The organism is Paenibacillus sp. FSL H7-0735 (assembly GCF_038008505.1).
Lineage (GTDB): Bacteria > Bacillota > Bacilli > Paenibacillales > Paenibacillaceae > Paenibacillus_AQ > Paenibacillus_AQ odorifer.
The window spans coordinates 1,670,152-1,690,580 of the sequence record NZ_JBBOZH010000001.1 but is presented as its reverse complement, the minus strand read 5'-3'; the positions used below and the strand labels follow the sequence as shown (position 1 = coordinate 1,690,580).

Here is a 20,429-nt window from a genome sequence, read left to right as displayed (position 1 = left end):
CACATAATCGAGCGCTGAATTTATCTTTTTCACTCTACCACTCCACTATTGAGCCAACTTAAGCTACCTTAGTTTTTAAATCAACTCCACTGGGCTCCCCGGTGTAAATAAAACTAAGAGTAGGAGGGAATGACATGTGTATTTCGTTAATTTGTGAATGAATAAGTGAGTGTGGCGTTAGAGTGTATTGCTAGAATGTAATCCTAGAGTGTAATCCTATAGTGTATTCCTATAGTGTATTCCCAGAGTGTATTTCTAGAGTGTAATCCTAAAGCGTCTTCCTAGAATGTATTTCTAGAGTGTAATCCTAGAGTGTATTCCAAGAGGGTAATGGGGGAGTATCGGTTAACAGTAACTAGAAAATTAACTAGAAATGTAACTAGAAAAGTATCAAGATATGTTGTTCAGTAGCTACGGTCTGTTTAGTATCGCTGCTTTTTCAAGACCACTGCACTCAGCCTCTCAAGACTGCTGCCACACTTCATTCGCCCAAGAGAGTAACCGGAGATCCTGACCATGTCCGGCAATAACGGATAATCCCAGTGGCAATCCACTTGTGGAGAGCATAGGTAATGTTACCTGAGGCAAACCTGCCAACCCAGCTATGCAACTCAACATCATCGCACCACTACGATTCACCTCCAATTGGCGCAAATCCCCTCCACGCAGCGGCGCTGGTCCCGGAACTGTCGGAATCACAAGACAATTGTCCTCTCCTAGCAGCAAGCGCAAATGATTAGAAATCTCTTTTTGCTTACATTGTGCAACGCTATGATCCTCTTCCGCCAAACTGGCAGCCCACGAGAATCGCGCTGCAATATCAGGCCCAAAGACTGGTTTCTCGTTCTCAATCCAAACGCCATGAGTTTCCCAAATTTCATTCCCCTGCAATTCTCTAAAAACATCCATCCAGACCCTTAACCCCTCCAAAGCAATTTCTATCTCCATGAGATGATCTGCCCCGGATCGCAAACAACTTAATCCCTCCGATAAAATAGCTGCATTCTCCAGATTAACCAAAGCCCAGCAGTCAGTAGCAACAAATAAAGTACCCATTTTATTTTTGTCTTCCATATTCTTTTTTACCTTGTTTTCCGGGCCAATCTCTAAAATTTTCTCCGTACTCTTCTCAGCACTCTTCTCAATACGTTTCTCCAAAATCGTTTCTAAACTTTCCTTCTGGCTCTTTTCTAAATTATTTTTATCAGTCTTCACCATGTCTCCCTCTAAGTTGTTCTTCAAATTTTCCAATACATTCTTCTCTATGCTCTTCCCTACAGTTTCTTCTAGACTACTTCCTATTTTCTTCGACGTCTTTACAGATGTACTCCCAGCCACAAGTAACACTTCCCCTACCTTCTGGAGCACATCCAAGCGATCCGACACCCAGCCAACTGTATCAAAAGCCGGAGATAATGGAATAACACCTTGAAAATCCACAGCTCCATGCGTTGGCCGGAAGCCATATACTCCGCAATAAGAGGAAGGTACTCGAATTGAGCCACCGGTATCTGTTCCGAGCGCAAAATCAACACTACCAGAAGCTACCGCTACTGCCGAACCACTTGAAGATCCGCCTGGGATACGACCTACAGCACGCGGATTAATCGGCGTTCCATAATGATGGTTCTCGCCGCCCAGACTATACATCAGCTCATCCGTATAGGCAGCACCACGAAGTGTAGCACCCGACAACAGTAAACGATGTACAGCCACCGCATGCTCCGTGGACGGATGGTGGCTACGCAGCCAATCAGGATTACCTGCAGAAGAGCTGTGTCCAGTTACAGCAAATACATCTTTTACTGCAAAGGTCAGTCCATCCAATATCCCGCTTCCTAAACTCTCAACCGTAAGCTCAGGATCTATAAACGCACCATACCGATTATCCAAAACCATAATTCCCCCTCCTCCCTAGACCATTACTTTTACCCTTCCATCAGCCTTTCGGATCCCACGCTTCTCCTACGATTCCTCCAGCGTTCCTTCCAATTCCTCATCTTTCCTCCTACGACCCATCAGCAGCTTTTCCATCCATCATTCCACCTACGATTCTTCCATCAGCCTTTCGGATCCCACACCATACCGCCTTCGATTCCTCCAGCAGTCCTTCCAATTCTCCATTTTTCCTCCTACGACCCCATCAGCAGCTTTTCCATCCATCATTCCACCTATGATTCCTTCAGAGTCCTTCCAATCCTTCCATCACACCTATACCTACCATCCAATCGCCGCACCATCGCAGCGTCGGTCCGTTCCCCCACTGCGGTATCCATTGTCATCTATCGAAATCATGTGAGCGTGACCCATAATCCCATCATAGTCATCTACTTTCCGGACAATATGACCGACTGCGGCCAAATCTGCCAGCACCTCATCAGCTACCCTGCTCTCCACCTTCAGTTCTTGCGTAGGCTCTCCCCACGTTCTCCCCCACACAAAACGCGGCTCATTCACAGCCATTTGTGGATTCATGCCATAATGCAGCATCCGTGTGAGCAGCAGGGTTTGAGTCTGTGGTTGACCTTCGCCACCTTGCGTCCCGTACAGAATCGCAGGTTTGCCCTCGCGGCAGGCCATCGCTGGCATCAGTGTGTGGAAGCTGCGCTTATGCGGCTCAAGCGTATTGATGTGCCCGGGGTCCAGCGAAAAAAACGAACCTCGATTCTGCAGCAGAATCCCAGTATCCCCAGCGGCCACGCCCGAACCAAATTCAAAATACAGACTCTGAATAAAAGAGACCGCATTCCCGTCCTCATCCACAACCGCAGCATAAGCTGTATCACTGCCGATAGGCTGACTTGTCAGTTGCGCAGCTTTTTGCATCGAGATAGTAGACGCTAATTGTCCTGCATAACGTTTATCCAGCAGCTGCTCCAAAGGAATAGCACTAAAATCCGGATCTGTAAGCACCCTATCCCGATCGCGGAAGCTTAGCTTCAACGCTTCAACAAGCAGGTGATAATATTCATACGAACCATGCCCGATTGCTTCAAAATTGTAATGTTCCAATAAATTAAGACTCATTAGTCCAGTGAAACCTTGAGAATTAGGCGGCACTTGATATACCGTATGCCCGTGATAATCCGTATGAATCGGCTCGACCCAATCCCCCTGATGATCCGCAAAGTCATCCCGAGTCAAATACCCGCCAGTTGCCAGCATATAGTCACAGATGTCCTCCGCAATCTTCCCCTTATAAAAAGCATCCCGCCCACCCGCCGCCAATGTCCGCAGGGTGGCCGCCAGCTGTTTTTGCTGGAATCGCGATCCAGCACAAGGAATCACGCCGCCTGGCGTGTAAATCGCTGCCGCCTCCGGCGACAGCGCAGAGCCCGCAACAGCCGTGTTATTCCGCTGATCCGGCGACAGCGGAAATCCCTCCAAAGCATAACCAATGGCAGGCTCCAGTACCTCCGCCAGCATAAAGCGGCCATACTTACTCAGTATGGCATCCCAACTGTCCGCCATCCCCGGCACCGTAATGGCGCTGCGAATCCCCCGCCGCGGGATGAAAGCTTCCCCGGCATAGCTGCTTCTGCGGACTCCGTACCCGGAGCGCCCGCTTCCGTTATAGGCCCGAACACGCGCCTCTTGCGTGTTATAGGTCAACCAAAAGGAATCTCCGCCTAGCCCCGTCATATGCGGATATACAACAGCTAGTGTCGCACTGATCGCCACCGCTGCATCAAAGGCATTACCCCCTTTTTCCAACATACGTGCACCAGCAGCCGAGGCTAAATAATGGGGGCTAACTACCATAGTTTTTGTGCCTATTACGGGTTTCTCCGCCATGTTCCGTCCCCCTATCTTTTACGGGTTTCTCCGCTCCGCCATGCCCTTCCCTCTATGTTTTTCGGGTTTCTTCCCCATGCCATTCCTCTACGTTTTACGGGTTTCTCCCCTCCACCATGCCCCTCCCCCTATGTTTTACGGGTTTTTCCGCCATGTCCCAACTCCTTATTTTTTGCGGCGGGTTCAGCTGCGAGCTCCCTATAACTTCTGACTTAATTAGTGTCATTTAACATTACACGAAAATCCTTTGTCAATCGGTTACGCTGAAACGCAAAATAAACCTCTTCTTTTTGTGAGCTATGCACAAATAAGAGGTCATCTTTGTTTAATCTTGTAGATTCACACCTACGAATATTATAAAATCATTTTAATTACAGGGAGCCGCATACTGCCATGGCGTACTACCGTGACCTTTTGCCACCAAATGGCTACCTATCTCGGATATGTCTAGTCACCTTTTGCCACCAAATGGCTACCTATCTCGGATATGTCTAGTCACCTTTTGCCGCCATATAGCTGTCTATCTCGGTTATGTCTTGTGGCCTTTTGCCACCAATGGCTACCTATCTCAAATATGTATAGCTGCATCTAACCTTAGTAATCTTAGCCACTTTTAGAGGGGGGCTTGTGCTTTGAAACACCGAATAAACAATTTATTTTAAAATATATTGCGATAATACAGCCTGCACCTCGTAAATATTTACGGATTTATTGAAGGTCTTCTTCACCGGAAGCGTGCTGCTGGAAATGTAGATACATAGCTCCGCATCCAGGTCAAAATGCCCTGCCGTCTCCACGGAATAATGCGAGATGCTTTTGTAAGGGATCGAATGATATTCTGTTTTCTTGCCCGTCAGACCTTGTTTATCCACCAGAATAAGCCGCTTGTCCGTAAAAATGAACATATCTCTAATCAGCTTATAGGCGCGTTCGATTTTCTCCTGAGGAGCAAGAATTTGTGCGTATTCCCGCTGGACCTCCGTAAGATTTACTTGTGATGCATTGCCCATTAATCCGTCAAAAAGTGCCATATCTCTTCCTCTTTTCATCCGTTAAATTTAGCCACTTGCCCCCCACTACAGAACCATATTATTCTATTTTTCATATTCTATGCTGTGTAAAAATACTCTCTGACATCTTTTTACTTGCTTATTTTCTGATTTTTGATTACACTGTCATTAAATTTACTAAGAGAGGGGTGTGGAAGGAATGGATCACAATTGGACCAACAGTGTTATGAGTCGGCTACCTAAAGCGATAGCTGGCATTGCTCATGTAAATGGCGATAACGGGAGAAGTCTGTCCATTTGTATGAATTTAATAACACTACACAATTGTGAAATGCCTTTCCTGCCATCACCCGGACGGATCAGTTAACCGGAGAATGATAAGGCCGTGGGGAAATTTCCCTACGGTCTTTTTTTATGGTTTTTTACAGGATTTCGGAGCCATTTAGGGTACTGGCGGTGCGAAGGGCATTCTTAAAGGAGAATATATATGATCATCCAATGCCAAAATGTTCAAAAATACCACGGGGCACAACTCGTGCTGAATAGCATTACCTTCGATATCCGCCAAGGGGAAAAAATTGGCCTGATCGGCCGTAACGGCTGTGGCAAAACGACACTATTCCACCTGCTGAACGGGGAGGAACGCCCCGATGAAGGGCAAATCTCAATACGCAAAGGCAGCGTAGTAGGTCTGTTAGCTCAAATTCAAGAAGTTAACGAAAAAGAAACCGTATATGATGTTCTGCAGCGCAGCTTTGCCGAACCTTTGCAATGGCAGCACCGCCTGCGGGAGCTTGAGCTGGAAATGTCCAGCTTTAACAGCGGAACGGATGAAATCCTCTGGAATCGGCTGCTGAAAGAATATGGCAGCTTGCAGGATAAGTTCGAGGCCGCCGGAGGTTACGAGATCGAATCCTCTATTCAGCGCGTAGCCTCGGGTCTCGGGATTGGAACCGGACAATACAGCCGATTGTTCGCCTCTCTTTCAGGAGGAGAAAAAACAAAAGTCGGACTTGCGGAGCTGCTGCTGCGCCGTCCAGACATCCTTCTATTGGATGAACCAACCAATCATCTCGATATGAACGCCATTGAATGGTTGGAGCAATTTTTACAGAGTTATGATGGAACAGTGCTTGCGATCTCCCATGACCGTTACTTTCTGGACGCTGTAGTCAAGAAAGTGATCGAGATTGAGGATGGCGAGGCCTTCACCTTCCATACCAACTACAGCGGCTACCAAGTGGAGAAGGAAACACGACTTCTTCAACAATTTGCCGATTATCAAGAGCAGCAGAAAAAAATAAAACAAATGCAGGAAAGCATCAAACGTCTCATTGAATTTGGCAATCGCGGGACACCTCCTAACCCTTCCTTTTACCGGAGAGCAGCATCCATGCAAAAAGCACTGGATCGTATGGTGAAGGTTAAACGTCCTATTCTGGAGCGTAAATCGATGGATTTGCAGCTACAGCAAAATGACCGTTCCGGTAATCAGGTTGTCATTTTGGAGGATATCGGAAAAGCATATGGTCAGCGAAGCCTTTTCGCAGAGGCAAACGAAGTGCTTTGCTACGGAGAGACTACGGCACTCATCGGCGGTAACGGGGCAGGTAAAAGTACACTTTTAAGAATTATTTTAGGGCAGGAAACCCCGGACAGCGGAAGCTGTACACTCGGCTCAAGAACTGTGGTCGGCTACCTCGCACAAGAGGCTGTTCCTGAAAATAACAAACAGTCTGTACTCCGCTACTTCCGCGAAGAAGCTGGACTTGAAGAAGGTGAAGCACGCGGGCAGCTTGCACGTTTCCTATTTTATGGTCCCGATGTATTCAAAGACATTACGAATCTGTCCGGTGGTGAATGGACCCGCCTGCGTTTCGCTGTACTAATGCATCGCAAGCCAAATCTGCTGATTCTGGATGAGCCGACCAATCATCTGGACATAGATTCTCGTGAAGCACTCGAAGAAGCATTAGAGGAATTTCCAGGCACGGTTCTGGCGGTATCTCATGACCGTTATTTCATCAATCGCCTATTTCACAAACTATGGTCCATTGAAGACGGGCGGTTTGGAGTGTTCAACGGAAACTATGAATATTACAAGGAAAAACAAGCTGAAAAGGCATTACTAGCTCCCTCTTTTGCGGATCAAGCTAAACCTGTCTCTGCAGAACGAACAAGTTCACGCCCTGATAAGCCTCAATCTAACGATTCAGGGAAAGAAACCAACGCTAAATCCACCAGTTCCCGTAGGAAAAACACCACCTTCGACTGGGAAACGGCCATTGCAGAGGTAGAGGAACGCCTTGGCGTGATCGATGCTAAGATGTTAGATCCCCTGATCAGCAGCGATGCAGCTGAACTTGCTGAGCTGCAACAAGAACGTGATGCGATACAGGAGCAGTTGGATGAGCTCTATACAGGATGGATGGAGACAACTGGTCTATAGAATAGATTGATCTATAAGGAGATGAGCATATGAGCAACAAAGAGAAGATTAAGTTATTGTGGAAAGAATACACCCAGCTTCATCCACAAACAGCGGATAACTATGACGCCTGGGCCTTTGGTGACAGTCCCCAGATGGCCGATGAACTGCTCGATCTGGTGATTCGTGGGATCAAGACAGGAACTGCTTCAAATTATGATATATTTGAAACTTGTGACGAGACGTTTCCGCAAGTTGGCGGTCACAGTATCGTGCTGGATGGATCTGGTGATCCGCGGGCAATAATTGTTACTACAGATGTACAAATTATGCCTTTTGATGAGGTTAGCGCTGAGTTTGCCTATACTGAAGGAGAAGGTGACCGGACGCTTAAGTCATGGCGTCATGATCATAAGCAGTTCTTCACCAGAGAATCCTTAAAATTCTTAAACAAACCCTTTGATCCAAAGATGAAAGTTGTTTGTGAGAACTTTAGAGTGGTATATACAAAAGACTAAGATCTTCAGAAAACGCAAAAGGCTGTCTCTTCCACAAGGAAGGGACAGCCTTTTGTGTATACTATAAAATCAACAGAATTAGATCCTCATTAATTTATGGTTTAGTGCCAAAATCCCAAAATCCAGCCAATAACAGAGATCCATAACGGAATGCTGATTAAAATACCCCAAACCAGCCCAGTGGCAATATTGCCTTCTGCAGGACGCACCACATTTTCCTGTTTCAATGGAATGCTCAATTCTTCTTGTTCCATGCGATCCCCTCCTAAAATATCTTATCGTCACAGTAGAGGAAAAAATGTAGACCGCTCGACCCAAAAAATTAAAATTTTGAATTTTGGTAGATATAAAGGCTCAGCGGCCAAACCGTTGTAAGTGCTTACATATTAGTTATTAACCAAATTTTGAATAATTAAAAACTTAAATTTGCGGAAGTCATACAGTATATGCAGATTCTTAGTCCAATATTACTACTTTTTCCGGATTTCGTAAATATTCAAACATCGTCCGAATCTGTGCCTCTGTATTCCGCTCTGCTGAAAGCTCAGGCAGTTTATCTTCAGCAAAAAACGAAACTTCGCTTGTCTCTACCCCTTCCATTGCCTCTCCGCCCACGATGCGGCATAAAATAAAGAACTTGTACACGTGATAAGGCTCCGGCGGATGGTTATGAAATTTCTTATCCAGTACAGCCAGTAAGCGAACTGCTTCTGCCTCAAAACCCGATTCCTCTTTGATTTCTTTCACAACAACTTCGCTCGGCGACAGCCCAATGTCCCCCCAGCCACCAGGAAGCGCCCAATTCCCGTCCAAATTCTCGCGAACAAGTAGAATTTTATCCTCCCGGAATACAACACCACGGACATCAACTTTTGGGGTAGCATAACCCCCTTCACCCGCAAAGGAGAGTCTAATTCTCTCCTTGCTTTCGAAGGTATAATTAGCGAGGATATCTACACTGAGCTCCCGCAAAGCTTGATACCGTTCTATATCATAAACATCCTTAGCATAAGTTAATCCAGTCTGTGCGATGGCCTGAATTTCTTTGGCCCACGTTAACCACTTCTGCTCCATTGCTGCACCCCTTTTTCGGTACCTGATTAGGATTACTGGCAAAGCATTAAATGACGCGAGAAGGCTCCTTTTTTAGCTTCACAACGGTCTATGATTGTAAATCCAGCTTCAGTGATCATCTCGTCCATCGGTTCAATCGCAACGATAACCACCCGATCTGCAATCCGGCGCGCATTCACTAGAATCGCGAACTGCTCCTCAGGTGTAATACTAGAATATAGATTATATGGCATATCTACAATGGCTACATCGTAATGATCAGTGATATCCGCAATATCCCCGAGCGTAACCTCACTGGTGAATCCAAAATGGGCAATATTTGTTCTCGCACCGATAGCAATCATAGGGTTAATATCACGTCCAACCATATCGATTCCCATTGACAAGGCTTCTACCATTACAGTTCCAATACCGCAGCAAGGATCTATAGCACGTATACCTTCAGGATTCGGAATAGCCATATTAACCGCGGCACGGGCAACACGTGTACTAAGCGCGATAGAATAGCTGCGTGGCTTCTTCATTTGGCGGAACCAAGTTGCCTTGTTTTTATGATAAGATCCGAAGTACCAGCGTCCACCCAGCGTAACAATGCCGTATACCAGCTCCGGATGGTTAACATCCGCTTCTCCTTCAATCCGCAACCCAATTTCCCGCTCGATCACTCTGCGCTCATCATACTCTATTTTGTCTGAAGGGCCCAGATCGTTGGTCTTCACAAAAATAACCTTAAACGTCTTGCCGCCAAGCTCCACCTGCTCCGTTTGATCATAAATCTCAGGCAGACTGTCCCCTTCATACATTACATCTATCCGCTCTTTAATGAAGGGACTGCGGCTGACATCCACCTCAACCTCACTCTTAAAAAGAACAGTCGGCACCTGCTCACCAAAAAGACATCGCAGCTCCATCTGACACAGCGATAACTCGTCCTCTGAACAGGTGTAAGTATAAATAAATGTGTTTGTTCCACTTTCCTTATGCAATATAATCCATCCTCTATCCCAGTGAATTGTTCTGCTGTCTTGTTACTCCTGTGTGTCGTGCTGGTGGTCATAATCTATACGCGCTTTGGCGATCTTCCCATTGTTTTTGTTGACCCAGTCCACAAGCGAGGTTAAAGGTCCCAACAATGATTCTCCTATGCTCGTCAGACCGTATTCCACAGTCAATGGGACTGTAGGCGTCGCTTTACGCCAAACTAATCCATCCCGTTCCAAATGGCGCAGGGTCTGGGTCAGCATCCGTTGTGATATCCCTCCAGAGCGCCTTTGCAACTCTTTGAACCGCAAAGCTTCAGCACCTAAATTGACTATGATCAGTACACTCCATTTATCTCCGACCCTGTCCAGAATCTGGCGGGTAATGGAGCAATCCTCCAGCATCGGCATGAACCGGGTGGGTTCTTCCTTTGAATGTTCCAACTGTGGTTACCTCCATGTAACTTAAGCATGTAATAGTGCCTTCTTGTCCCTCAAGCCTATTCAGCTTATCATGGTTACTGTTAGTAATCAACAACCGGAAAGGAACTAATAAATCATGAAAAAGACCATTGCCATCATAGGTGCTGGACCCGGCTTAGGACTCTCAATCGCCAAAAAATTCGGAGCCAACGGATTTCAAGTGGCATTAATCTCTCGAAATGAAGAGAAGCTGAACACCCTTGTTCAGGAACTGCAAGCACTGAATATCGAGGCTGCTGCTTTTCCTGCCGACGTATACAATAAAGAACAAGTAGCCACAGCCTTCGATAATATCAAGAAAAAATACGGCTTTATCGATGTGCTCGAGTTCAGCCCGACAAGTGGAAATTACCCTCCTACTCCTGCTTCACAAGTAACAGAAGAAAATGCACAGGATGCCTTTCAGGCACTGGTTGTAGCCGCTATCCGCAGCGTAGCACAGGTCTTGCCTGAGATGCTGGAGAAACGCAGCGGCGCACTGCTGTTCACAACCGGATTGTCCTCCATCTATCCCATGCAGATGATGGGTAATGTAGGCATTGCGCTTAGCGGATTAAGAAACTACGCACTTAACCTGCATGCAGATTTGGCTCCACAAGGAATCTATGTAGGTCATTTAGCACTTGGTGTATTCATTAAACCCGGCACCGCTACAGATCCAGGACTCATCGCTGATGTTTGGTATGAGATGTATATGAACAAAAGCAAAGCTGAGGATACTTTTCCCCAAGGTGTGACACCGGCTACAATCATCTGGTGAGAGGTTTGCCCCATCGCTTTTGATCCATAGTGAGTTCTCCAGTATAATGGTTCCTATAGAATGCTAAACAAGACGGTCACGCATGGCCAATAAGCTTATGCCCAGGCGCTTACAAAGCCGGTTTTGCGCAGCAAAACTTAAGGAGGTACATACTCACTATGTCATACGAAACGTATTTTTCAACCCACCGGGATGAACATCTCGAAGAACTAAAACAATGGCTCAGAATTCCAAGTATTTCTGCCTTATCTGAACATAAGGACGATGTACTGAAGGCAGCCCATTGGCTGACAGACACCCTGAAAAAAGCCGGACTTGAGAACATTGAGTTGCATCCGACAGCGGGACATCCCGTTATATATGCCGATTATCTTCATGCTCCAGGCAAACCAACTATTCTCGTGTATGGTCACTACGATGTACAACCAGTAGATCCATTAAACCTATGGACCACACCTCCATTTGAACCAGAGATTCGTGATGGCAAGCTTTATGCACGCGGAGCAACAGATGACAAAGGACAAGTATTCGTTCACCTCAAAGCCATTGAGGCGATCCTGAAACAAGAAGGTACTCTTCCTGTGAATCTCAAGCTTTGCATCGAAGGTGAAGAAGAAATCGGCAGTGTGAATCTGCCTCCGTTCCTTGAAGCCAATAAAGAAAAGCTCGCTGCGGATGCGGTGTTAGTCTCCGATACATCCCTATTGGAACGCGGTCGTCCTGCCATCTGCACTGGGCTACGTGGTCTAGCTTCCCTTGAAGTTGATGTAACTACCGCTTTGACAGACCTGCACTCTGGTTCTTACGGCGGTGGCGTTCCGAATGCATTGCATGCCCTAGTATCTTTGCTAAGCTCGCTTCATGACGACAAAGGACGCGTATCTGTAGACGGATTCTATGATGGCGTTCCTGAACTTTCCCCAATGCTGCGGGAAGAATTCGTGAAGCAAGGTGTGAATGAAGATAAAATCCGCGAAGGTCTTGGATTGGAATCGTTATACGGAGAAGAAGGTTATTCCTTTGTAGAACGGATTGGCGCTCGTCCTACGCTTGAGCTTAACGGCGTATACGGCGGTTTCCAAGGGGAAGGCAGTAAGACGGTTATCCCTAAAGAAGCACATGCGAAAATTACCTGCCGCTTAGTTGGCGATCAGGATCCACAGCATATCCTCGATGCCGTTGAAGCACATCTGAAGGCTAATATTCAGACCGGAGCGAAAGTGCATGTTAAGCAAATGGAGAAGGCACGTGCCTTTAACATCGATCCGTCGAATCCTATTCTGCAAACTGCAGCAGACGCATATGGCAAAGTATATGGAACCCGTGCCCTCTTCACCAAAGACGGAGGCTCCATTCCGATCATGGAGAGCTTCTCCCGTGTGCTGGAAGCACCTGTCGTTCTGATGGGCTTTGGTCTCGATGATGAGAACCTGCATGCACCGGATGAGCATTTCAACCTGGAGAACTTCGACAAGGGATTACTCACCATTGTTGAGTTCCTAAAGACTGTTTAAGATACACAAGCTACAAACAAATAAAGCCAGGTTCCCTAAGTTGGGAGCCTGGCTTTTTAGTATGCGGCCAAACAAAAGAGCATCATTGCTTAGTCCATTTATAAAACCACCATACCATTGCTATCACCATTATTATTAAAAGAAAAATCAGGCTTTTAACTGAGCTACTTATTATTAAAGGTCTTAAATAAGCGATCATTATCCGTCCCCCATATAGAATGAATATAAAAGAGATATAATCACCATATCACTTAATACAAAATATTGAAATAGCAGAGAAACTCTGTGAGTAATCACCATTATTACCCTTCATGTAATACCGGTTTGTTAGCCAACTGTTCATGTTCGGGTTCAATGTGAATCAACACCTGGGCACGTTCAAATATGCCTTGAATGGCTAGTTCAATTTCGTCGCATAATTGATGCGCAGTAGCAACACTCATTTTAGAAGGAATCACAAGGTGAAAGTCGACATACTCTTCTGGACCAGATCGGCGGGTACGAAAATCATGAAATTCAATATATCGCCCTTGAAATAACTTTATGACATGTAATATTTCATTTTCTTCTGCCTCAGTTAATCGTGCATCCAACAGCGGAGGAAATGACTCCTTTAGAAGCTTATAGGCTTCACCCATAATATACAGAGCCAACACAATCCCAATGACAGGGTCGAGTATCGTCCATCCAGTGAGGGTAACCAATAATAAACTGAATGCAACACCCAAAGAGGTGAAAACATCCGTAAGCAAATGCAGAGCATTCGATTTCATAGCCACAGAGTGAAGTTCGTCTGCCTTCTTTTTAACCTTGCGTGAAACCATATAATTGATCCCCGCTCCGACCACCATCACAATAATGCCCAAAAAGGGAAGTTCGATCGCGGTTGGATTCATTATTTTATGAACACACTCATCTATAATCCAGAATCCAGCTACAAAAATAAGCAACGTTTCAATCGTCCCTGAGATATTCTCCACTTTGCCATGACCATAAGGATGAGTTTTATCCGCAGAACGACTTGACCATCGGACCGAGAAAAAAGCAATCAACGAAGCAACTAAATCTAAGGAGGAGTGGATCGCTTCCGAGATAATTGCTACTGAACCTGTAAGTACTCCGACTATAAGCTTTAAAGAAACGATAAATGTATTGCTAAGTACAGATAGGAACGCAATCTTTGCACCATTCAAAATTTTCACAACCTTTTCTTAAAAGTACGCTATATTAAAGTTTTTCCATTAGGCAAATAGTATAAACAAAAAAAATCCCACCAACCAATATAGGCTGATGGGATATAAAAAAACCCTTGCATCGCAAGGATTTGGAAGTTTGAATTATGGAGCGGGTGATGGGAATCGAACCCACGCTATCAGCTTGGAAGGCTGAAGTTCTACCATTGAACTACACCCGCACTAGAAAGTGAATACAAGAGTTATTGTATCATCTCTACAAGTAAAAATCAACATTTTTTTAGTTTACAGGGAAGCGCCGAGGGGTGCCTTTTTTAAAAATATCGCCTCAAACTCTGCTGGTTGAATAGGTTTGCTGAACAGAAATCCTTGAGCTTCATGACAATGCTGCTCCCGCAGAAATTGCAGCTGCTCCTTGTTCTCCACACCCTCAGCCGTAACCTTCAGCTTCAAATGATGCGCCATAGAAGTGATTGTAGAGACTATAGCAGCATTGTTGCTGTCCTCCATAACCTCTGATACGAACGACCTGTCGATTTTCAATCTGTCGATCGGCATGTTCTTTAGATAATGCAGGGAGCTGTAGCCTGTACCAAAATCATCAATACTGATGAAGACACCAAGCTCTTTCAGACGTTTCAGCTGATCAAAGGCTGTTTCTTTATCCAAGGTCATACTCTCAGTAATCTCAAGGTCGACATAACACGGATCTAATCCAATGTCGGTTAAGATGGTATGAATCCTCCCTGCTAGATTGGGCTGAAGGAATTGCCGCATAGATAGGTTGATGGAGACGCAAATCGGCACATAGCCGGCCAGCTGCCATTTTTTATTCTGCAGACAAGCTGTTTTGAGTACCCATTCCCCAATCGGAACAATGAGTCCACTCTCTTCAGCTAACGGGATAAATTCCGCAGGAGAGACCAGACCACGCTTCGGATGATTCCAGCGGAGCAGAGCTTCCATTCCTACGATCTCTTCCGTCTCCAGCAAAACCTTTGGCTGATACACCAGAAAGAATTCATTGCGTTCAAGCGCTCTGCGGAGGTCATTTTCCAGCTTTAGACGTTCCTTTGCTTTCATCTGCATGGCTGGGATATACCTGCGAATCTCTACTCCCTGTTCCTTGGCATTATGTACAGCCGTATCAGCATTCTGAATTAGATGTTCCGCAGTTTCACCGTCACCGGGATAAATACTTAACCCCATACTAAGCGAAATATGGTACTCCCCCGACTCTAAGGCAATAGGTACCTCAAACAATCGATGCAGCTCCGTAGCTCGAACCAAACATTCTCCAAGACTTGCTCTCTCCATCATAAGAAAAGCGAACTCATCTGCCCCCATACTATAAAGCTCTTCAGTAGATTTGGCCTCATTCACAAGCCGCTCAGACACCAGCTTCAATAAATGGTCTCCGGCAAAATGGCCCAGGGAGTCATTTATATTCTTGAAATGATTAATATTCATAATAGCTAACGCTGAGAATTTATCGCTCGTTTTCTTCTCTCCAGCAATAATCATCTCTTCTACACGCTGCGTCAGACGACGTCTATTGGGAAGTCCCGTTAAATCATCATGATAGGCTAAATAATTGATCCGTTCCTCAGCCAACTGCTTTTCGTAAAAGGGTTCTTCAATCGTCAGACGATATACTCCAGTAAGAAGCAAATAGTATGCAACACCGCTACACACCATTCCAAAAAGATCATCTATATTGCCACTACTGAATGGACTCATAAAAAAGGCTTGGCCCAAAGAGAAAAAGATAAGTGCTCGAATAATAATAAGCAGGGAGGCTGACTTTTCACTTTTTTCAGGAAATACAATAACTGCAACACCTGCCAAGTAAACAAAAAGAACTGCCAAATCAGCAATCTGCTTCAAAGGATTCATCCAAGGTTTAGTTAAAAACTGAGGCAACGCCGAGTGGCTGAATATAAACAAAACAATGGAAAGCACAATCAGCATGAAGGCTATTCTAAACAACTTTCTTTTTTCAGAGACAGACACGGGCTTATCTTCCCTGCTAAAAATAAACAACATTCCTAAACCGCTGATTAGTCGTGAGAGGGTTCGCAGCCACAACGATTCTTCAAAAGTTATGAATGATGAAATCAACGGGATGCCCACAAAACCCAGTGTATGCAAAAAATCAATAATACATATTCCACCAAAAAGAGCAGCGGCATATAATCTTCCTTTAGATAATCTGCTAGAGAAGAATAACCAGCCCTGTGCAAATATTGCAAATCCAAAAGCAACATTACAGCAGCCGACAATGAGATAGAGAGAAGAAATAATATCCCAATCGTCCAATCGGTTAAGCGATGTATGGAAAATTTGAATTAAAAGGAACAGCAAGGCGCCTACAGCAGCTGCTTGAATTGTCTTTTTCTCTTCTTGTCTCATAAGTCCCTCGCGTCTGAAAATAATATCTATTAATTAACATTCAAGTATAGTTATGTCCTACGTATAAATATCGGCGGGATAGGACTTTTAAGTTACATTTCTTTTATCGGCATTCAAATGGAAGGCGCGTTTATAAGTTATATATTCATAAATCTTGCATAAATATAAACCATTTTCTGCTAGCAGGCAACCAAAAAAGCACTTCCCCCTACGAAAGGGTTCAGTGCTTCTAAGAAACTCAGGTTTATTTGTCACCAAAGGTTACTTCTGGTGTTGTAAGCTTATCAAAAAAATCAACGGATTTATCCTTGTCTGCAGATGCACGAAGTGCCATTGCTGAACGTGGATGCTCATCAAGTGTACCTGTGATCATATAAGGAATGATATAGCCCCACTCCTCTTTCTCACGCAAAGGAATCATCAGGCGTTCAATAATATCAAGCACAGGGCGCAAGGAGTAACGTGTATTCTTCAAATGAGTTACTAACAGCTCTGTAGGGCAATTTCCTGCAGCTCGTCCCATCCCATAACAAGAAGCATCCAGTAACTCTACACCATTCTCAGCAGCAATCAACGTGTTGGAGAACGCCAACTGAAGATTATTGTGAGTATGTACGCCTAGACGTTTGTTTGGCAGATGTGTCTTGAACTTCTCAACCAGATAATTCATGTCATTGTGATCCAAGCTGCCGTATGAATCTACAATATATACCACATCGACAACGCTCTCACGGATCATTTCAAAAGCTTCCAACAATTCATTCTCCATAACATTAGACAAAGCCATAATGTTGATCGTTGTCTCATAGCCTAGATCATGGAAAGTTTGTACCAATTGGAGGGCTTTCTCTACATCTTTGCTGTAGCATGCCACACGAATCAAATCCAGCATACTTTCGCTGCGGGGCAAAATATCATTCTCATCCACGCGGCCGATATCAACCAAAGCAGATAGCTTGGTGTGACCTTTTTGCGGAATCACTTTACGCAGGAAATCATCGTCCAGAAAACGCCATGGTCCGGCACCCTCTGCTCCTTTGAGCAATTTTGGTGAATTTTTATAACCGATTTCCATATAATCAACACCAGCTTCATTCAAGCCGGCATATAAGTTTTGTACAAATTCCACACTAAAATCCCAGTTGTTCACTAGGCCCCCATCTCGGATGGTGCAGTCAACAATCTTACATTGATTAGTCTTCATAATTATCTCCCTTCAACTATTGCAATCATTATAACCGCGAATATAGCTTTACTATGCAATTTATATCGTATAATCATACTTTAATGAAGAATAAAATGTAAAGGAATTTCATCTTCTTCTCCTTAATGCTATTACCACATCGTGTCAGCGACAATGATCACAGTAAATAAGCCCTAAAAATGCTACATTACAAGAAAATCATTGAGATTGATTATCAGTCTCTTTTGGAGGGATAAAAATGGCTTCTACCTCTTGCTCATTGCTGCGACTACAACCGGGTTCGACCGGATATATTCATAAAATAGAAGGAATCAATCCTATCCTACGCCGTCGTCTGGCTGATCTTGGAGTGTCCGAGGGTGTGAGCATTCGCCTGAAAGGAAAAGGACCTTTTTTAGGACCTATTACCTTAGAGTGCAATGGACAACTGTTCGCCATCCGCCGGAAGGAAGCTTCATTGATTGAGGTGAACGTGTCTTGAGTTCAATAGCTCTTGTAGGTAACCCCAATACAGGTAAAACCTCTCTTTTCAATACGTTAACCTCCTCATACGAATATGTTGGTAACTGGTCAGGGGTAACTGTAGAAAAGAAGATCGGCAGCCTGAAGAACGGCGCTGGCAAGCTCATTGATTTGCCGGGCATCTATTCCTTGCACCCACTCTCACGCGATGAGGGGGTTGCTGCCCAGTATCTAATAGAAGAATCTCCAGAAGCCTTAATTAATATCGTGGATGCTTCACAGCTGGAACGAAATCTGCTGCTCACGCTTCAATTACTTGAGTATGGCAAACCTACCTTACTCGGACTTAATATGATTGACGTCGCTAATGCACGTGGAATTCGCATCAATCATGAAGTCTTACAATCACGACTGGGTATAACTGTCCTCCCGCTTGTTGCAAGAACGGGAAAAGGCTGCGCACAAGTCCTCAGTATTTTAGAGAAATCCTCTGCGATTCCCGCTGTAAAGTTCAAGTTGAACTACGGTGAGATTGTAGAGCATGCGATATCTTCTATAGAAAAGGAATTACTTCCTATCAAGGACTTACCAAATCACCGCTGGATTGCTCTACAGCTTATGGAGCAGAATCCGGTTATTCTTCATTTTCTAAAGACACGTATGGACACCACCCGCCTGCTAAACATCTGTGAATCCTGTCAGAGTGAGCTACAGATCAAAAAGCTGGCCCTGACGCTCCCCCAATGGATTCGCTCACAGCGGATGGATTATATCCACTCCATTTGTGAGGTTGTACTTGATACAACAACGCAGAAACCTCATAACTTAACAGAAAGATTAGATTCCATATTGACGCATCGTTTTCTAGGACTGCCCTTATTTATCTTCTTTATGTATGCTCTCTTTAAGACCACATTTGACTGGGTCGGCGGACCTCTATCAGATCTCCTCGATGGCCTGATCTCCGGACCGATTAGTGATGGAGCCAATTCCCTGCTTCAGACGCTTGGAGCATCCAGCTTCACGCATGCCCTGATTGTCGATGGATTAATTAGCGGTGTAGGGGGCGTCCTCGTCTTTGTCCCGCAAATCTTCATTCTCTTCCTGATCATTTCCTTCTTGGAGGATTCAGGATACATGGCTCGGGTTTGCTTATTAATGGACAGCACCATGGAACGTATGGGACTAAACGGAAAAGCATTTATTCCATTCATCATTGGCTTCGGCTGCAATGTACCTGCCATAATGGCGGCGCGCAGCATCGAACAGCCCAAAGACCGCATGCTGACCACCTTGCTAATGCCGCTGATGTCCTGTTCTGCGAGACTGCCTGTTTACGCTTTATTCGCAGCTGTGTTTTTTCCGGCGCAAGAGGCCGTAGCAGTTCTGTCCATGTATGTGATGGGTATTGTGTTTGCTCTGATTCTTTGTAAGGTATTCTCTAAATATTTATTCAAAAATGAATCCTCAGTTTTCATGATCGAGCTTCCACCTTATCGTATGCCGCAGATCAAGACCTTATCGCGCAGCACTTGGGAAAAGGGCAAGGGTTTCCTGCGAAAAGCTGGAACTATTATTCTTGCAGGCTCAGCAATTATTTGGTTTATGTCTTATGCCGGTCCTGGCGGGTTTGATGTGGACATGGATCACAGCTTCCTGGCTAAGTTTGGGGGTATGATCGCACCGCTACTGGCACCGCTTGGTTTCGGAACATGGCAGGCTGGCTCTACGTTGGTTCCGGGATTTTTGGCAAAAGAGGTAGTAGTCTCTACCATGAATATCATCTATCATGCACCAGATGCTGCTGGTTTAGAAAATCAAATCTCTCAAGTCTTCACACCGCTAAGTTCGATCAGCTTCATGGCCTTTATCCTGCTTTATATTCCTTGTTTGGCTACTGTAGGGGTTATCAAAAAAGAAACAGCGTCTTGGAAATGGACCTTCTTCTCCATGGGGTATTCTCTCGTTCTGGCGTATATCGTATCTTTAATTATTTTTCAAGGCGGACGGTTATTAGGATGGTCGTAGACTTGTAAATTATAAGATTCTCATGATGAAAGTGGGGTACCATTATGATAAATGTTGTGATTGTCGCCTTAATTTTCGGTTATTCTGGCTGGACCATCTATCGACATGTGCAAAAGGGAAAGCAGGGCGCTTGTGCAGGCTGTGATAAAGGAAAAAGCTGCTCGGCAGCATCGATGGATTCCCCGCTTTCTTGTTGTTCAACACCGGTTAACAACAAGAAGTAGGCTTGTAAAATGGGCAATAAATAGTGATTTATCGTTTAGCCTCCTTAACTAACGGGTATGTTTGTTATAAGCAACTACAGACAATACCAAGGAGGTAATTCCTATGAATACCAAAAAGACATTATTTACAACGGTCGCATTGGGAGCAGCATATTTACTGAAGAATAAGGGAACTCGCGATAAAATTATGAACGGCATTCAATCTTACACTTCCCAATCGAAGGCCAAAAAATCCAGTCGTACTGTTTAAGCTTCTGCTCTTGGATTTCAATAAAGGGGTGTTCCCTAAACCAGACTCTGGTTTTGAACTGCACCCCGTCAAGTAGACAGCACAAAAAATAAAA

At 44.9% G+C, this 20,429-nt stretch carries 19 protein-coding genes and 1 tRNA gene; 9 read left to right on the top strand and 11 right to left on the bottom strand.

Translation table 11 applies throughout. The features are described 5' to 3' along the window. Window positions 1-462 precede the first annotated feature (462 nt). The 3 genes from NSS82_RS07770 to NSS82_RS07760 all read right to left on the bottom strand — a co-directional run bounded on the left by NSS82_RS07770 (window position 463) and on the right by NSS82_RS07760 (window position 4,826). Window positions 463-1,899 carry an amidase family protein gene (locus tag NSS82_RS07770; protein ID WP_256718631.1) on the bottom strand — a complete coding sequence of 479 codons (1,437 nt, stop codon included), beginning with the start codon at window positions 1,897-1,899 and terminating at the stop codon, window positions 463-465. 318 nt (window positions 1,900-2,217) lie between these two features. After that, window positions 2,218-3,795, bottom strand: a complete 1,578-nt coding sequence (gene ggt, locus NSS82_RS07765) for a gamma-glutamyltransferase (RefSeq protein ID WP_076273995.1) — start codon at window positions 3,793-3,795, stop codon at window positions 2,218-2,220. 653 nt (window positions 3,796-4,448) lie between these two features. Next, window positions 4,449-4,826 carry a PH domain-containing protein gene (locus NSS82_RS07760; RefSeq protein WP_036680049.1) on the bottom strand — a complete coding sequence of 126 codons (378 nt, stop codon included), beginning with the start codon at window positions 4,824-4,826 and terminating at the stop codon, window positions 4,449-4,451. Between the two features lie 178 nt (window positions 4,827-5,004). On the opposite strand from NSS82_RS07760, the gene NSS82_RS07755 reads away from it, so the two are divergent. The 3 genes from NSS82_RS07755 to NSS82_RS07745 all read left to right on the top strand — a co-directional run bounded on the left by NSS82_RS07755 (window position 5,005) and on the right by NSS82_RS07745 (window position 7,751). Continuing rightward, window positions 5,005-5,172 (top strand): hypothetical protein, encoded by a 168-nt coding sequence (locus tag NSS82_RS07755; protein ID WP_162636617.1) that lies wholly within the window; start codon window positions 5,005-5,007, stop codon window positions 5,170-5,172. A gap of 120 nt (window positions 5,173-5,292) precedes the next feature. Next, window positions 5,293-7,254: an ABC-F family ATP-binding cassette domain-containing protein gene (locus NSS82_RS07750; RefSeq protein ID WP_076273996.1), complete on the top strand. Its 1,962-nt coding sequence runs from the start codon at window positions 5,293-5,295 to the stop codon at window positions 7,252-7,254. Between the two features lie 29 nt (window positions 7,255-7,283). Next, entirely contained in the window at window positions 7,284-7,751 is a 468-nt protein-coding gene (locus NSS82_RS07745; protein ID WP_076273997.1) for an ASCH domain-containing protein, read from the top strand. A 101-nt stretch (window positions 7,752-7,852) separates the two neighbouring features. On the opposite strand, the gene NSS82_RS07740 is transcribed toward NSS82_RS07745, so the two are convergent. From NSS82_RS07740 to NSS82_RS07725, 4 genes are all read right to left on the bottom strand, one after another. Then, window positions 7,853-8,005 carry a hypothetical protein gene (locus NSS82_RS07740; protein ID WP_155288093.1) on the bottom strand — a complete coding sequence of 51 codons (153 nt, stop codon included), beginning with the start codon at window positions 8,003-8,005 and terminating at the stop codon, window positions 7,853-7,855. Window positions 8,006-8,207: 202 nt separating this feature from the next. Beyond that, window positions 8,208-8,825, bottom strand: a complete 618-nt coding sequence (locus NSS82_RS07735) for an NUDIX hydrolase (RefSeq protein ID WP_076273998.1) — start codon at window positions 8,823-8,825, stop codon at window positions 8,208-8,210. A gap of 32 nt (window positions 8,826-8,857) precedes the next feature. Next, on the bottom strand, window positions 8,858-9,811 hold the full coding sequence (locus tag NSS82_RS07730; RefSeq protein WP_076107259.1) for a TRM11 family SAM-dependent methyltransferase: 954 nt from the start codon (window positions 9,809-9,811) through the stop codon (window positions 8,858-8,860). A 42-nt stretch (window positions 9,812-9,853) separates the two neighbouring features. Further along, a complete protein-coding gene (locus tag NSS82_RS07725; protein WP_244886429.1) occupies window positions 9,854-10,249 on the bottom strand; it encodes a winged helix-turn-helix transcriptional regulator in 396 nt (131 codons plus the stop codon). A 115-nt stretch (window positions 10,250-10,364) separates the two neighbouring features. On the opposite strand from NSS82_RS07725, the gene NSS82_RS07720 reads away from it, so the two are divergent. After that, window positions 10,365-11,048: an SDR family NAD(P)-dependent oxidoreductase gene (locus NSS82_RS07720; RefSeq protein WP_038569235.1), complete on the top strand. Its 684-nt coding sequence runs from the start codon at window positions 10,365-10,367 to the stop codon at window positions 11,046-11,048. Between the two features lie 158 nt (window positions 11,049-11,206). Further along, a complete protein-coding gene (locus NSS82_RS07715) occupies window positions 11,207-12,562 on the top strand; it encodes a dipeptidase (protein WP_036680069.1) in 1,356 nt (451 codons plus the stop codon). 302 nt (window positions 12,563-12,864) lie between these two features. Here the strand turns inward: NSS82_RS07715 and NSS82_RS07710 are convergent, their stop codons facing one another. From NSS82_RS07710 to NSS82_RS07695, 4 genes are all read right to left on the bottom strand, one after another. Beyond that, on the bottom strand, window positions 12,865-13,755 hold the full coding sequence (locus NSS82_RS07710) for a cation diffusion facilitator family transporter (protein ID WP_036680071.1): 891 nt from the start codon (window positions 13,753-13,755) through the stop codon (window positions 12,865-12,867). A gap of 147 nt (window positions 13,756-13,902) precedes the next feature. Further along, a tRNA-Gly gene (locus tag NSS82_RS07705) sits at window positions 13,903-13,976 on the bottom strand. Between the two features lie 64 nt (window positions 13,977-14,040). Then, window positions 14,041-16,167, bottom strand: a complete 2,127-nt coding sequence (locus tag NSS82_RS07700; RefSeq protein ID WP_036680073.1) for a putative bifunctional diguanylate cyclase/phosphodiesterase — start codon at window positions 16,165-16,167, stop codon at window positions 14,041-14,043. Window positions 16,168-16,411: 244 nt separating this feature from the next. Next, window positions 16,412-17,371, bottom strand: coding sequence for an aldolase catalytic domain-containing protein (locus NSS82_RS07695; RefSeq protein ID WP_170914180.1), 960 nt, complete (start codon window positions 17,369-17,371; stop codon window positions 16,412-16,414). Between the two features lie 238 nt (window positions 17,372-17,609). On the opposite strand from NSS82_RS07695, the gene NSS82_RS07690 reads away from it, so the two are divergent. From NSS82_RS07690 to NSS82_RS07675, 4 genes are all read left to right on the top strand, one after another. After that, window positions 17,610-17,852, top strand: coding sequence for a FeoA family protein (locus NSS82_RS07690; RefSeq protein ID WP_036680093.1), 243 nt, complete (start codon window positions 17,610-17,612; stop codon window positions 17,850-17,852). Then, entirely contained in the window at window positions 17,849-19,861 is a 2,013-nt protein-coding gene (gene feoB / locus NSS82_RS07685; protein WP_036680095.1) for a ferrous iron transport protein B, read from the top strand. Before NSS82_RS07690 ends, feoB begins: the two co-directional genes overlap by 4 nt. A 44-nt stretch (window positions 19,862-19,905) precedes the next feature. Further along, window positions 19,906-20,085, top strand: coding sequence for a FeoB-associated Cys-rich membrane protein (locus NSS82_RS07680; protein WP_038569228.1), 180 nt, complete (start codon window positions 19,906-19,908; stop codon window positions 20,083-20,085). Between the two features lie 103 nt (window positions 20,086-20,188). Then, window positions 20,189-20,335, top strand: a complete 147-nt coding sequence (locus NSS82_RS07675; protein WP_169744741.1) for a hypothetical protein — start codon at window positions 20,189-20,191, stop codon at window positions 20,333-20,335. Window positions 20,336-20,429 lie beyond the last annotated feature (94 nt).